The following is a 13,163-nucleotide window of genomic DNA, read 5'->3' on the forward strand; positions in this document are numbered from 1 at the left end:
AGGCAAGGTCAGTACGGGTTTATATCAGGCAAGGGAATGCAGGAAAACGGTGAGATTAATCAGGCAAGTACAGAAGGAGGGGCGCGCGGACCTAAAGGAGAGCCGCGGATATTGAAAACCGGATAGTGGGTGTTGTTGAATGCAAATAGCCTGACCATGGCTGGTCTGGCGATAAGCGGATCAGGTAGTGGGGGTGGGTCAATGAAAAATTGCTGGGCGAGTATCCCATACGGGCATTCGTTGGCAATGGTGGTTTCACTGTCTGGCGTAGCGGTGTCGCCAATGGGAACCTGAATGGTATAAAAACCGTGTTCGGGGTTACAGATGGTCAGGGTCATGAACCCCGATGCCGTTGCATTGGATGCCGGCATATAACCAATCGGAATGAGGCTGCGCAATACCAGGGCCAGCAAGAGGAAACAGGCGGCAATGCGCGTTTTCCAGTGTGATGGCGGGTGAGGTGTTTTCAAGGTGCTGAGCATTATTGGATTCTAATAATGCTTGCAATTGGCGTCAATTAATGAAAATTGTATTGATAACAGTAATGATGCATATCAAATCTAATGTTGTGATTTGTCATCACAGTTTAATTTTTATCATTGTAAATGCGAATAGGCCAGGCAATGCCGCAGATTACCTGGCCGATAAAAATTACATAATGGTGGCTTCGGGCTCGGCGCCGATAATTTCCTTGATGGTGTTGTTTTCACCCATGATGGCTACTTTAGGTTGATGGTTTGCGGCTTCGTTGGCATCAACATACACATAAGACATGATAATGACGATATCGCCTTTCTGAACCAGGCGGGCTGCCGCACCATTAAGGCAGATTACGCCACTGCCACGTTGGCCCGGGATAATATAGGTCTCAAGGCGGGCACCATTATTGTTGTTGACAATATGCACCTTTTCATTGGCAAGCATGCCAACGGCATCAAGGATATCCTGGTCGATGGTTATGGAGCCGACGTAGTCTAAATTCGCCTCGGTCACTTGAGCGCGGTGAATTTTGCTATTCATCATCATTCGAAACATTTGTTTGTTACCTTTTTACAAAACACAAAACTTGCGGTATTCATTAAAAAAATATAGATGCATGGGCCCCTTGGCATGATATTTCGGGTAACAATGAGGGGCGAGGGGTGCAAATATAAATGGGACAGTGCTAATTATATGATTTGCTGAGCAATTTTTTTGCCTGTCAGGCATAACGGGTTGAAAATATTCAGGCAGCCCGCTGGCTAAGAAAAAACCGGACCGATGGGGTTACCATCGGTCCGGTTTTTCATGAGTTGCAGATTACCTAAAGGCGGTGGTCATGCCCAAGAGGGCCAGACCTGCCACTTGCCATCTTAAGCCTGGGCTTCAGCTTTGGCTTTAAGTTTACGGCTGGCGAAGAATTTGCCCAGCAGCACAATGGTAAGGGCACCAATAACTTCAGCGGCCAGTTTCAGCGTGCCTGAAGGCTCGCCAATTTTTTCCACGATGAAAATATCGGTTAACAGCATACCGCCAGCAATCCAGCCCAACAAAGCGGCACCTAAAGTAATCACGACAGGGAATTTGTCGATCAGTTTCAAGACGATTGTGCTACCCCAGATAATGATAGGGACGCTTACGATAAGGCCAAAGACCACCAGGCCAATCTGGTGATCGGGGTTGGCGGTTTGGGCCGCGCCGGCAATCGCAATCACGTTGTCCAGGCTCATGACGAAGTCAGCCACGATAATGGTTTTGACTGCCGCCATAATTGACGTACTGCCTTCAATATTGCCATGGGCATCATCTTCGGGAATCAGTAACTTAACGCCCACCCACACCAACATTAAGGCCCCGACAATTTTCAGGAAAGGAATCGTTAATAAGGTGAGTGCAAAAGCAATCAGGACGACACGCAGGCCAATGGCACCGGCGGTACCCCATAAGATGCCTTGCATACGCTGTTTTTTGGGTAGGTTGCGGCAAGCCAGGGCGATAACCACGGCGTTGTCACCACCAAGCAAAATGTCAATCAGAATAATCTGGAAGATTGCCGCCCAGCTTAGTGTTTGTAAAAATTCAAGCATCAGTTACCCTTTGAAATAACAAAAATTGGAAAGAGAAACGGATCTGGCTTGAGTCTGTCCATGCGTATTCCATATAGATGAGGGGAATGGTACGCATAAAAAAACAAAAAGGCCTGATCCATCAGGACACAGGCCGTCTTTTAGAGAGAAGACGCACCTTGCCCGTAATGGCAAGGTCTTGCTTGCAACAGTTGGACTGTTACCCGGGCACCGGACGTTTGCGTAACAGGCAAACCATCGAAATGACGATGCGGCGGAAGAAAGCTACTCCCCTTGATTGGCGTAATTATATGGGATGTTTGAGGGAAGTCAAGAAATAATTGAATTGATTATGGTAAACCCCAGTGTTGATGAAATGGGCTTGCCTAACGATATCTAAATTCAATGTTACGATGTTGGTCATTTACGCCAGGCCAAACAGTGCCTGCCTTGATGGTTGAGCGGTACAGTTATCAGGTACGGCAGGCAGGTGGGATGGCTGGCTATTGGTACTTTTTTTTTGTAATAGGGGATTTGAATGTGGAATGAACGGTTTGCAGGAGAAGAGTATGTTTATGGTACTGAACCCAATGATTTCCTGAAAGAAAACAAAGCCTTGTTTGATACGCCGGAAACGCCGCAAAAGATTTTGTGTGTTGGCGAGGGGGAAGGGCGTAATGCGGTGTTTTTGGCGCAAATGGGTAATCAGGTCTGGGCGCTGGATTATGCGCAATCGGGTCTTGAGAAAACCCGTAAATTGGCTGCTCTCAGGCAGACAGAAGTACATACCATCCATGCCGATCTTACGATGCATGAGTTACCTGAAGCAGAATATGATGCCGTGATCATGATTTTTTGCCATCTGCCTTCGGTAAACCGGCCTTTTTTGTATCAACAAATCCGTAAAACCCTTAAACCCGATGGAGTGTTATTGGCCGAGCTTTATACGCCCGATCAGCTTGAGTATCGCACCGGTGGTCCGGCCAATCCGGATATGCTGGTCACCGCAGAGGAGCTGGCGCAGGCTTTTGCATCCTATTCCATTCTGGAAAGCAGGGAGTGTGTGCGGGAAATTCATGAGGGCCAGCTTCATACAGGCAAGGGTGCTGTCGCTCAGTTTATTGCTCGCAAAGCCTGAGACCCCGGGCGTCGCGCAAAGGAAGCCTTGCCCACGGGCAAGGCTTGTCAGTAATGTCTTACGCAAAAAAATGCCAATCCATCTAATGGCCTGATCATCTAGTTAACCGGTCATATGTATATTGACAGGCGCCTGCTTCTTGAAGAGTAAAATAAGACCGTGTTTAATACGGGCGTGGCCTGGTGAGTATCCGGAGAAAATGATGAGTCAGCTGAAAATCGATATAGCAACCTTACTGGACAAGATTCGTGCCAGCACGCCATTGGTTCATCATATAACTAATTATGTCACGGTCAATGACTGCGCCAATATGACCCTTGCGATCGGCGCTTCGCCCGTCATGGCGGACAGCATCCGTGAAGTAAAGGACATGGTTTCTATTGCTTCAGCACTGGTTATTAATATCGGAACCCTGAATGAAACAACCGTCACTTCAATGTTGGCAGCTGGCAAACAGGCCAATGAGCAGGGCATTCCGGTGGTATTGGACCCTGTCGGGGCGGGTGCCACGCCTTATCGAACTGAAGCGGTCCGTTTGTTGCTGGCGCAGTTAAGATGCTCGGTCATCCGGGGAAATTTGTCAGAAATGAAAGTGTTGGCCGGACTGGATGAGCAGACCCGGGGGGTTGACGCTGCCACGTTTTTTGATGGGGACAGGGAGGCAATGCAGGTGTTTGCAAAGAAGGTGGCCCAAAAATTGAATGCGACCATTGCGATTACCGGTGCTATTGATGTTGTTTCAGATGGAACGCAGGTGTGTTTTATTGAAAACGGTCGCCCTGAGATGTCCCGTGTCACGGGAACGGGCTGTATGTGCAGTTCCCTGGTGGGGGCATTTTTATCGGTGACAGATTCTCCGTTTTTGGCAGCGGTTGCCGCGGTGTCGTGCATGGGGATTGCCGGAGAAATTGCCCATGAAAACCTGCAAAAGCAGGAAGGCAATGCCAGCTATCGCAACCGGATCATTGATGCAGTTTTTAATTTGACGCTTGATCAGTTTGGGAAGCGTGCAAGGATAATGGCATTTATTTAGATAATTAATGAGTTTTATGCATTAACTGGTGAGATAAGATCGTTTGACCGTAAGCAGGACAGGAACATAGAATTGCCTGAATTCTTCCTTTTTTGTCTTTGCTGTATGAGCGGGGCAATTTGATTTTTAACTTGTTTGGCAGCTATTAATGACTATTACTCAATTTATCTCTGCAGATGAAATCCGCTCCCGTTTTTCCAGGGCCATGTCCGACATGTATCGTGAAGAAGTGCCTCTGTATGGAACACTGCTGGACATTGTGAGCGAGGTTAATGCGCAGGTTTTGAAAAATAATCCTCAATTGCGGGAAAGTCTTGCCGATACCAATGAACTGGCCCGACTGGATGTTGAGCGTCATGGGGCAATTCGTTTAGGAAAGCCCGAGGAATTGCATACCATGCGCCGTGTGTTTCGTGTCATGGGCATGTATCCGGTGGGTTATTATGACCTATCGGTGGCCGGTGTGCCTGTACATGCAACGGCTTTCCGGCCTATCGACGAGGCATCTCTTAAAATCAATCCTTTTCGCGTGTTTACTTCTTTGCTGCGTCTGGAGTTGATCGAAGACGCCTCGTTGCGATTGACGGCAACTGAGATTCTTGCAAAAAGACAGATTTTTTCAGGTGAATTAATCCACCTGCTAGCGCAACATGAAGCTGGCAAGGGGTTCTCGGATGAAGAGGCAGAGCGGTTTGTATCAGAGGTCAAGGAAATTTTCCGCTGGCACCAGGAAGCGACCGTTTCAAAAGAAATGTATCGGCAATTGCATGATGCACATCGCCTGATTGCAGACGTCGTGTGTTTCAAAGGTCCACATATCAATCATTTGACGCCAAGAACATTGGATATTGATGCGGTCCAGGCGCAGATGCGTTTGCAGGGAATGGATCCGAAAGCCGTGATTGAGGGGCCACCCAAACGGCAGCATCCTATTTTGCTGCGTCAAACCAGTTTCAAGGCACTTGAGGAAAAGATCATGTTTGCAGGAGATCAGCAAGGCGGCACGCATACGGCCCGCTTTGGCGAGATCGAGCAGCGTGGTGTTGCCCTGACGCCTAAAGGTCGTGCTTTGTACGATAGTTTGCTGGAACAGGCACGTAGCCATAATAATGAAGGCAGTGCAGGCTCAGCCTATGGTGATCGCCTGGCGGCCGTTTTTCAGTCATTCCCTGATGACCTTGAGCAGTTGCGTAAAGAACAGTTGGCTTTTTTCCGCTATGAAATGAAGGATGAGGACCTGTTCAGGCAATTGGCAGAGAATGGCGAGACAAGGTCACTGGATGCATTGCTGGCAGCGGGTGCGATTGTGGCCGAGCCAATCGTGTATGAAGATTTTCTGCCTGTGAGTGCGGCCGGTATTTTCCAGTCAAATCTTGGCGGTACCGAGCAGAAGCATTATGCAGCGCATTCATCCAGGGCCCGGTTTGAGGAAGATCTTGGGGTTCCGGTGCAAGATGAAATGAAGCTGTATGAACAGGTCAGCCAGCAGTCTGTCACACGGCTGTTCCAGATGCTGGAAGCGGCAACAGCCAACCCGTAGGCGGATCAATCCTGGAGGGCGGTGTAGCTGGCAGCCTGTTCCTGCAACCATGTCCTGAACAGTTCTAGCGGTTTGCCGTGACTGAATTCGGTGGGATAAACCAGGTAATAGGCGCCCGCTTCCTGGCTGGTCGAGGCGAAGGGGGCAATCAGGCCCGATTGTTCGAGCCTGTCTTCGATAAAAAAACGGGGAATAAGGGCAATGCCCATTCCTGCCGCGGCACCGCTGATGAGCATGGTATGCAGTTCATAGCGAACGCCTTCCCTGGATTTCGGAGTATCAATGCCATGTGAGTTGAACCAGTGGTGCCAGCCATTCGGGCGGGTAGTGGAGTGCAGAAGCGGATATTGCAACAGGTCTTTTGCGTGCTTGACGGGTTCTTTCAGCAGTTTGGGTGAGCACACGGGAATGACTTCCTCTCCAAACAGATAGTCTGCCGAGGTGCCCGGCCAAGTAGGTGTGCCATAGTGGATGGCAGCTTCAAAGTGGGTTTGGCTGAAATTGAAGGCTTCGGTGCGAACACCCATATTGATAAAAATGTCGGGATGGCGTTGATGGAATTCGGGCAGGCGGGGAATCAGCCAGTGTGAGGCAAAGGTGGGCAGAACCGCCAGTTCAAGATGGCCGCCCCGGGAGCCAAAGGCAATTAGGTTAAGCGTGTTACGATCCAGGTCTTCCATGGGTTGGCGGATCTGGCTGGCATACAGTGAGCCTGCGCGGGTAAGCAGAACTCTTTGTTTCATGCGTACAAACAGCCGTACGCCCAATGTGGATTCTAGCGTTGCAATTTGCCGCGAGATGGCGCTTTCTGTCAAAGACAGTTCTTTGGCTGCCAATGAAAAATTTTCATGCCGGGCCGCCGCCTCAAAGGCGGAAAGGGCGGACATACTGGGTATTTTGAATTTTCTCATGAGCGTGTGCGATGTAGCTAGGGCAATAGCGTCCAATCTCACTCCTGAAGTGATAAGTAACGCTTGTTCAAGTTTCATGTCCTTGAACGCGTGTTACCCGACAGAATCAGGAGTAATGAAAATCAAGCGTGGTTGGGGGTTGTAATTGCCAACAAGTCCTGCAAAGCCTCTAGCAAGGCTTCTCTTGAAGTACTGGCATCCAGTACGGGAATTTTTCCCTGTTCAACGGCTGCCGGCTTTTTCAGGCTATTAATATAGTCATCCCAGTTGGCAAGCTTCCATTGGTCCCGGGGGTCTCCACGGTGGATAATACGCGCTTTGCGAACCGGATGGGGCAAGTCTAGCCAGACATGGTATAAGCGCGTGTTTTCCGGCAGACCCAGGGCTTGTGCTGAAAATAGCGCCCCGGTTGCCAGTTCACGGCTCCAGGGGCCCGGGAATACCACATTCAGGCCCAGTGCCAATTGCTCTTTGCCAATCAGCAGGGTGCTTTTGTATTGTAAGTCACGTATTGTTTCCTTGAAAAAAGGACTGTCCCGGTCATTCGGGTCTTGGCCACAAGCCTCTAGAAAAGGGCCGGTCCAGTATTCACCAACGGTATCTTTGTCCAGTACACACCAGGTGTGTTGCTGTTCCAGTTGTTGTTGAATAAACAGTGTGGTCAGGGCAGATTTGCCGGTGCCGGCATGACCCAGAATGAAAAGTGCGCAAGGGGCAGGCATGAGTGTCCTTAAAGCAAGACGGTTTGCAGGTTAAAAAATCCGGTGAATTGCGCCGGATAACGTGAAATGACCATTATAAGTCTTGCGGCTTTGTTTGCCGATGAATTTACCGATGCGGGTAAGCTTAGCCGGCCTGTGTCATGATGGCGGAACCGCATTCGGGTAAAATTCGCAAGGGTAGTTGCTGCTTGTCCAGCCAGGCTTGCAGGCTTGCAGCAGCAGGCGTTGCTTGCTGTTCAGGTCGAACGGGGTGAGCATAATCTGCCCACATCAACATGGTAAGTGCCTGTAGCAGCAGGCCAGGCTCTTTTTTGAAAGGCAAAATCTGGCGCAGGTCATGAAAAGATTGCGGCCCTTTTTTCAGGGTGGCCAGTAAGGGTGAGAATATTTCAGCAGGACCGGGAATGCTGCCAATCGATGTTTTGAATTCAAGGGGGCCCGGCGCGGGCATTTTGGGAAGCGCCTTGAAAACGGTTTTGTCCATCAGACCGAGATGATTGGCGGCATCCAGTGTTTGCGGGCTTGATTGAAAAACATCCAGTCGCTGGTGCTGGTTGCGTGCCATGTCCTTGACAGTTTCCCGCAGGGCATGGCCAGGCAGGTTTTTCAGGATCGGCTGTAAATTGCCCGGAATGGACAGGGTATCCAGATTTTCAAAGCCATTGGCACTGCCAATGAAGCTGACGCCGGTTTGGCTGACAATACGATGTACGTCGGCCGAATGCTGGGGATTCCAGTGCTCGGTCAGGAATTCATGTGCCAGATAGGCGGGTAATTCTTTTTCAAGTTCAAGCAGCTCTTTTTGAATTTCCGGGTTGTCCACGAACAGGCCTGCCCCCTTGTTGGCCAATGTGCGCAGTAGCGTCATGCCGTTATTGATGCCTTGTATGGAACCGCCTTTCGTGATTTTTGCGGCCTCATAAAGTACTTTTTGCATGGCCGTCAGGCGTGCGGCACCGGGGTAACACATATAGTGCAAATACACCAGGCCTTGTGGTATAAGCGATTGGTGAATCAGTTGCAGAATGCCGGCCTGAGCCTTGGGCGGCAACCATGACCAGGTACCGTGGCTGACGATAAAGTCAAATTTTTCGGTGTTTTTTTCAGCAAATTCATCGAACCCGGCTTCAATAAAACGGATGTTTTCAATCTTCAGGGCTTTTGCCACTGCCTGTGCGCCAGCAATATGCGTTTTATTGAAATCAACCCCCACAAATTGTCCGACCGGGTTGCTGGCAGCGGCAACCAGCAGGTTGATGCCAGGGCCGCAGCCTAATTCGCAATAGCGGTAAGCTTTGTCAATATCCGGCACGGAGCAGCCTAGTGTTTTGATGGTTTGGCATAGCCACACCGGCTGCATTTCCTTGTGAAAATGAAGTGGGTAGGAAACGTCAATTATATAACCGTCACGATGTTGCGTCATTGGCATCTTGCTGGGTCCGGGGGAGTTCGAAATTATATCTCTAAAAACAATAGGGAATTTCGGTATCATGCCCGAAATTCCCTTTCGCAAAGGTGACTTTAGCCTTAGAAGCGGGCTGTCAATCCCATATAGTAGGTCCGGCCATTGCCGTCACCATAATCATCATCGGTTCTGGCGATATTATTGGTCAGGTTCTGGATGCCGGCACGCAAAGACAGGTTTTTGTTAACGGCATAGGTAGCGCCGATATCAAGCGTGGTGTTGGCATAGGCAAAATGATTGGCAGCGGTCGAGTCTGCTGGCGGTGTATAGAGCTGCTTGCCAATATACTGGACAGAGGCATAGGTGGACAGTTTTTCTGTAGCCTGCCAGTCAAGCAAGGCGTTTGCTGTCCATTTCGGGGTCATGTTCAGCCAGCTGCCGGTGGTTTTGTTTTTTGACTTGATCATGTAGGTGGCATTGCCGCTAAATCTTAAGTCATCCATAATGGGCAGGCCAAATGAAGCTTCCAGGCCCGCGGTTTCACCTTCTTCAATATTGAATTGCTGGGTGTACCATGTGCCGTTGATTTCGCCCAGAACGCCATTTTGGATCATATCCTTGATTTTGCTGTGGAAGTAGGTCAGGTCAAACGAGTAACCGGCCTGGTCAAAAGCCACGCCCAGCTCATAGTTTGTACTGACTTCGGGCTTCAGGTTGGGATTACCAATCATGTAGCATTGACCACCGGTATAGCCCAAGGGACGCAGTGAAGAACAACCCATTCCCATGGAAGAGGTGCCCGAGGTCAGTGAACGCTCTTTCAGGTTGGGGGCGCGAAAGCCTTTTGAGACACCGCCCTTGATGGTCCAGGCTTCGGTAGGATGATAAACCAGATATCCACGTGGGCTGACATGCAGGTCAAATTCGTCTGATTTGTCGCCACGGACGCCCAGGGTCAGGATCAGGTCGTCCCGCAGGAAAATCTGGTCTTCAACAAAAAGCGACCATGCCCAGCCCTTGGGGTTTTTCTCGGCAGTGACGGTGTCTCCATCCGGCAGCAGTACGCTTAGGATATTGCCGATGTTGCTGGGGTTTTCAACTTGCTCCCGTTTGTATTGGGCCCCCACCGTCAGCCAGTGTTCTACGCCAGCAGTACTAAAGGGCATGTCAACCTTGAAGTCCACAACGTGTTCTTTGGACTTCGCACCCAATTGGTCTCCGTCACCTTTGTTTTTATAGCTGTTGGAGTACAGATCCAGTTTGGTGCGGACTTCACCGAAACGGCCTTCATGTCCGATACCAAAATAAGTGTGACGCATGTCAGAGCCAAAGATTTCATCGGTCACGTCATTACCGGCTTCGCGCTGGGCTTCGCGCAGGGCCAGGTTGGGTAACTCTTCCGCCCTGTTGCGTCCAAATGAGCCGTCCAGATAGAAGCTGTGGTTTTCGTTCAGTTGCCAGTTGAGTTTGGCATTCATATTCTGGTTGGCAGAGCCACTGGAACCGCGCGAGCCTGTATCGGGCTCGCGATTGGTATAACTACCACCCAGCCGGATGCCCAGGCTTTCCGTAAGGGGGCCGCTTATATTGAAGCTGTGTGAGTGAGTATCGCCGGAAGTGCCGGAGTCGGGGATGCTCAGGTTATTGGTTAGCGAACCGCTCCAGACGTTGTCGATTTTGCGGGTAATAATGTTAATGACGCCGCCCATGGCTTCAGAGCCGTACAGGGTGGACATGGCGCCGCGCACGACTTCGATTCTGTCAATGGCATCGGGCGACAGCCAGTCAAGGTCCTGGGGAATGGTGTCAGGGCGGTGTCCAAGCAGGTTGGAGCCGCCAATGCGCTTGCCATCAACCAGAATCAGGGTGTATTTGTCGGGCATGCCACGGAAGGCGATTTTTGATCCGGCTCCGGCAGGTGCAAAGCCACCGGTAACACCTGGAATGGTGCCTAGCACTTCTGCAATGCTGGCGTTGGGTTTGCGATCCAGTTCTTTACGTGTAATGACACTGACGCTGGCAGGTGCATCACGGATTTCACTTTCAACACTGCTGGCTGAGGCGAAGATGGTTTCGAGTTCAACCGCAGCATCATCATCTGCAATGGTATTGTCCTGTGCGTAAGCGGAAGTGGCAGCCATTGCCAACAAAATTGCACTGGCCAAACGGTTCAGTTTGAAAGAAGGGGACATCCTGGGGGGCTCCAAAATATACAAGAAATATTAAATAAGGTTAATCACGGATCGTGACGGCTGGCAGAGAGGCAATCCAAGCGGGCTGATTATTTTCAATTTTGTTGATGAGGCGGTCTGTGACGAAGCTGAAGCTTTTGCCTGATAGATGCCGGATTGGGTTATTGTCCTGCTCATGTCATGAATAATAGGTACAAAGCTAATTTTATTAATACTGATATTGATAATGATTATCATTAAATATATAACATGAGAATCAAAATCCTGTAAAGAGTTATGTGGCAACAGGACCTTGTTTTGTTGTTTTTCATCAAGATGGGCTGGCCAAGTCGTGCGGGTGAATTTTGTCTGTCCTGAATAGAAAGATCGTATTATTTAATCAGTTTTGCTACACTAAACGGCAGTCTAACCAGTAGAAAGGCATTTCATGAAACTAGCGTTGTTGCTAACGGTTCCCGTTTTTTTTATTGTGGCCGGCTGTGCCAATCCGGTTAAAATCGTGACCCCGCTTACCGAGGCCGAAAAACAAACCTTGACGTGCAAGGAAATTGGCAGGGAGTCCGACCGATTGAATATTTTGTTGAGTCAGTTGCGTCATGGCAATGAGCCACTGTTTGGCAATGATCCCGCCCGTGTGCAAGAGGGAGAGCAGGCTGCGCAATTGCGGTTGAACCAGATTCGTGAGTTAAGTGTCCAAAAATTGTGTGTTTTTGGTTAAATATAATTAAGTCCGGATTGAGAAATCCATATGCCTTTTAAGAGTAAGTGAATGAAAAAATTAATGATTCTTCCATGTTTGCTGTTGGCCGCTTGTGCCAATGGTCCGGTTGATGATAGTAAGGCCGCCGAATGCGCCCAGGTGCAGTCCCGGATTATCCAGCAGCCTGGCATTCCTGGTACCACTAACTTTCTGTCGCGTGCCAATGCTGAAGTTCGTGCGGATTCCGAGCGTGAGCGGGCCCGTCGTATGGGTTGTCTTAAGTAAAACGGCTTTAAAAACCAATCACTCTACGGAGTGATTTTTTTTGCCATCAGAACCCCTTCATTGGCTAATTGGTCGGCGCGTTCATTCCCGGGATCACCGGCGTGTCCCTTGACCCATTTCCATGTAATGTCATGTTTCGCCACCTGTTCATTCAGTTCCAGCCATAAATCCACATTCTTGACCGGTTTCTTGTCGGCGGTTTTCCAGTTGCGCCTGATCCAGCCGTCCATCCATTCGGTAATGCCTTTTTGGACATATTGCGAATCAATGTGCAGCAGCACTTTACAGGGGCGTTTCAGGGCTTTAAGGGCCTGGATGACGGCGGTCATTTCCATCCGGTTATTGGTGGTTTCGGTTTCTCCACCGCAAAGCGTTTTTTCATGGGGGCCTTGCCTTAGCAGAACGCCCCACCCACCCACGCCGGGATTGCCCTTGCAGGCTCCGTCAGTCCATATTTCTACTGTTTTTTTATCCATTTTCAATATTGAACAATTGCGTGATATCTCTTTGGCTAATAATGGCAGGCCTTCTGTTTGCCAAAGGTTTTTTGCGTTTTTTCTTTAATAACGGCCCTACAAGGTGCATGCCGCGTGCCCGTTTTTCAGCTGAAAGCAAATAGACGCCACCGGCGACGGGCCACCAGCGATCTCCTGCCTTATTCATGAAATCCCAGCGTTTAAGCCACTTTTCTGATTGGCAGGCAGGAGTATAACAGCCGAAATGACCCCGGTCGATGTCGAGGGATAATAATTTGAACCAGTCTTTCAGGCGACGTACCGACACCATGTTGCGGTGATGAATCGGCATCCAGGGATTAAGGAACGGCATGCGATTGCGAAGGCCCCACAAGCTGTTGGGATTAAAACCGGTAATGACGACCCGGCCTTCGTAAACCAGCACCCGTTCTACTTCCCGTAAAATTTGGTGGGGATCCTGTGAACATTCCAGAATATGGGGCAGGATAACCAGGTCCAGGCTGCAATTGGGGAAGGGGAGTTGATCAAGGCGGCCATGAATGATTTTGGGCTGATTGGCCAATGTTACATTTTTTTCTGATTCATCCGTTAAAATCAATTTCGACCTGATCCGGTTATTGCGCAGAAAATCCCATGCAGGCAAGCCTATTTGCAAGGCATTGAAACCAAACGCGTTGGCAACGATTTGGTCAAACTTTTCCATTTCCCATCTAATG

The 13,163-nt window shown here is 49.7% G+C and carries 14 protein-coding genes; 5 read left to right on the forward strand and 9 right to left on the reverse strand.

Features of this window, described 5'->3' with window-relative positions; all coding sequences use genetic code 11:
• Positions 1-59 precede the first annotated feature (59 nt).
• The 3 genes from ACM5Q9_RS08980 to ACM5Q9_RS08990 all read right to left on the reverse strand — a co-directional run bounded on the left by ACM5Q9_RS08980 (position 60) and on the right by ACM5Q9_RS08990 (position 2,066).
• Complete coding sequence (locus ACM5Q9_RS08980; protein WP_418144396.1) at positions 60-482, reverse strand: DUF2946 family protein; 423 nt, start codon at positions 480-482, stop codon at positions 60-62.
• 169 nt (positions 483-651) lie between these two features.
• The gene (gene panD, locus ACM5Q9_RS08985; protein ID WP_418144397.1) at positions 652-1,035 is read right to left on the reverse strand and encodes an aspartate 1-decarboxylase; all 384 of its coding nucleotides are present in this window, start codon (positions 1,033-1,035) and stop codon (positions 652-654) included.
• 317 nt (positions 1,036-1,352) lie between these two features.
• Positions 1,353-2,066 (reverse strand): TerC family protein, encoded by a 714-nt coding sequence (locus ACM5Q9_RS08990; protein ID WP_418144398.1) that lies wholly within the window; start codon positions 2,064-2,066, stop codon positions 1,353-1,355.
• A gap of 517 nt (positions 2,067-2,583) precedes the next feature.
• On the opposite strand from ACM5Q9_RS08990, the gene ACM5Q9_RS08995 reads away from it, so the two are divergent.
• The 3 genes from ACM5Q9_RS08995 (at position 2,584) to ACM5Q9_RS09005 (ending at position 5,756) form a co-directional block, all read left to right on the forward strand.
• The gene (locus ACM5Q9_RS08995) at positions 2,584-3,183 is read left to right on the forward strand and encodes a class I SAM-dependent methyltransferase (RefSeq protein WP_418144399.1); all 600 of its coding nucleotides are present in this window, start codon (positions 2,584-2,586) and stop codon (positions 3,181-3,183) included.
• Between the two features lie 202 nt (positions 3,184-3,385).
• A complete protein-coding gene (gene thiM / locus ACM5Q9_RS09000; protein WP_418144400.1) occupies positions 3,386-4,216 on the forward strand; it encodes a hydroxyethylthiazole kinase in 831 nt (276 codons plus the stop codon).
• A 148-nt stretch (positions 4,217-4,364) separates the two neighbouring features.
• Positions 4,365-5,756, forward strand: a complete 1,392-nt coding sequence (locus ACM5Q9_RS09005; RefSeq protein WP_418144401.1) for a VOC family protein — start codon at positions 4,365-4,367, stop codon at positions 5,754-5,756.
• A gap of 5 nt (positions 5,757-5,761) precedes the next feature.
• Here the strand turns inward: ACM5Q9_RS09005 and ACM5Q9_RS09010 are convergent, their stop codons facing one another.
• The 4 genes from ACM5Q9_RS09010 to ACM5Q9_RS09025 all read right to left on the reverse strand — a co-directional run bounded on the left by ACM5Q9_RS09010 (position 5,762) and on the right by ACM5Q9_RS09025 (position 10,986).
• Positions 5,762-6,667: a LysR substrate-binding domain-containing protein gene (locus ACM5Q9_RS09010; RefSeq protein WP_418144402.1), complete on the reverse strand. Its 906-nt coding sequence runs from the start codon at positions 6,665-6,667 to the stop codon at positions 5,762-5,764.
• A 122-nt stretch (positions 6,668-6,789) separates the two neighbouring features.
• Positions 6,790-7,389 (reverse strand): AAA family ATPase, encoded by a 600-nt coding sequence (locus ACM5Q9_RS09015; RefSeq protein WP_418144403.1) that lies wholly within the window; start codon positions 7,387-7,389, stop codon positions 6,790-6,792.
• A 124-nt stretch (positions 7,390-7,513) separates the two neighbouring features.
• Positions 7,514-8,812 (reverse strand): class I SAM-dependent methyltransferase, encoded by a 1,299-nt coding sequence (locus ACM5Q9_RS09020; RefSeq protein ID WP_418144404.1) that lies wholly within the window; start codon positions 8,810-8,812, stop codon positions 7,514-7,516.
• Positions 8,813-8,916: 104 nt separating this feature from the next.
• Entirely contained in the window at positions 8,917-10,986 is a 2,070-nt protein-coding gene (locus ACM5Q9_RS09025) for a TonB-dependent receptor domain-containing protein (RefSeq protein ID WP_418144405.1), read from the reverse strand.
• 427 nt (positions 10,987-11,413) lie between these two features.
• On the opposite strand from ACM5Q9_RS09025, the gene ACM5Q9_RS09030 reads away from it, so the two are divergent.
• Positions 11,414-11,704 carry a hypothetical protein gene (locus tag ACM5Q9_RS09030; protein WP_418144406.1) on the forward strand — a complete coding sequence of 97 codons (291 nt, stop codon included), beginning with the start codon at positions 11,414-11,416 and terminating at the stop codon, positions 11,702-11,704.
• Positions 11,705-11,755: 51 nt separating this feature from the next.
• On the forward strand, positions 11,756-11,971 hold the full coding sequence (locus tag ACM5Q9_RS09035) for a hypothetical protein (protein ID WP_418144407.1): 216 nt from the start codon (positions 11,756-11,758) through the stop codon (positions 11,969-11,971).
• A gap of 23 nt (positions 11,972-11,994) precedes the next feature.
• On the opposite strand, the gene rnhA is transcribed toward ACM5Q9_RS09035, so the two are convergent.
• Positions 11,995-12,447 carry a ribonuclease HI gene (gene rnhA / locus ACM5Q9_RS09040; protein WP_418144408.1) on the reverse strand — a complete coding sequence of 151 codons (453 nt, stop codon included), beginning with the start codon at positions 12,445-12,447 and terminating at the stop codon, positions 11,995-11,997.
• Entirely contained in the window at positions 12,440-13,150 is a 711-nt protein-coding gene (locus ACM5Q9_RS09045; protein ID WP_418144409.1) for a class I SAM-dependent methyltransferase, read from the reverse strand. The genes rnhA and ACM5Q9_RS09045 overlap by 8 nt, the downstream gene beginning before the upstream one ends.
• Positions 13,151-13,163: the final 13 nt, after the last annotated feature.

Origin of the sequence: Advenella sp. RU8, assembly GCF_048381675.1 — a bacterium.
Classification (GTDB): Bacteria; Pseudomonadota; Gammaproteobacteria; order Burkholderiales; family Burkholderiaceae_B; genus Advenella.

Excerpts from the sequence above, each read along its gene's own strand:
- ACM5Q9_RS08980 (WP_418144396.1), bottom strand. The coding sequence starts at position 482 with ATGCTCAGCACCTTGAAAACACCTCACCCGCCATCACACTGGAAAACG.
- panD (WP_418144397.1), bottom strand. The coding sequence starts at position 1,035 with ATGTTTCGAATGATGATGAATAGCAAAATTCACCGCGCTCAAGTGACC.
- ACM5Q9_RS08990 (WP_418144398.1), bottom strand. The coding sequence starts at position 2,066 with ATGCTTGAATTTTTACAAACACTAAGCTGGGCGGCAATCTTCCAGATT.
- ACM5Q9_RS08995 (WP_418144399.1), top strand. The coding sequence starts at position 2,584 with ATGTGGAATGAACGGTTTGCAGGAGAAGAGTATGTTTATGGTACTGAA.
- thiM (WP_418144400.1), top strand. The coding sequence starts at position 3,386 with ATGAGTCAGCTGAAAATCGATATAGCAACCTTACTGGACAAGATTCGT.
- ACM5Q9_RS09005 (WP_418144401.1), top strand. The coding sequence starts at position 4,365 with ATGACTATTACTCAATTTATCTCTGCAGATGAAATCCGCTCCCGTTTT.
- ACM5Q9_RS09010 (WP_418144402.1), bottom strand. The coding sequence starts at position 6,667 with ATGAGAAAATTCAAAATACCCAGTATGTCCGCCCTTTCCGCCTTTGAG.
- ACM5Q9_RS09015 (WP_418144403.1), bottom strand. The coding sequence starts at position 7,389 with ATGCCTGCCCCTTGCGCACTTTTCATTCTGGGTCATGCCGGCACCGGC.
- ACM5Q9_RS09020 (WP_418144404.1), bottom strand. The coding sequence starts at position 8,812 with ATGACGCAACATCGTGACGGTTATATAATTGACGTTTCCTACCCACTT.
- ACM5Q9_RS09025 (WP_418144405.1), bottom strand. The coding sequence starts at position 10,986 with ATGTCCCCTTCTTTCAAACTGAACCGTTTGGCCAGTGCAATTTTGTTG.
- ACM5Q9_RS09030 (WP_418144406.1), top strand. The coding sequence starts at position 11,414 with ATGAAACTAGCGTTGTTGCTAACGGTTCCCGTTTTTTTTATTGTGGCC.
- ACM5Q9_RS09035 (WP_418144407.1), top strand. The coding sequence starts at position 11,756 with ATGAAAAAATTAATGATTCTTCCATGTTTGCTGTTGGCCGCTTGTGCC.
- rnhA (WP_418144408.1), bottom strand. The coding sequence starts at position 12,447 with ATGGATAAAAAAACAGTAGAAATATGGACTGACGGAGCCTGCAAGGGC.
- ACM5Q9_RS09045 (WP_418144409.1), bottom strand. The coding sequence starts at position 13,150 with ATGGAAAAGTTTGACCAAATCGTTGCCAACGCGTTTGGTTTCAATGCC.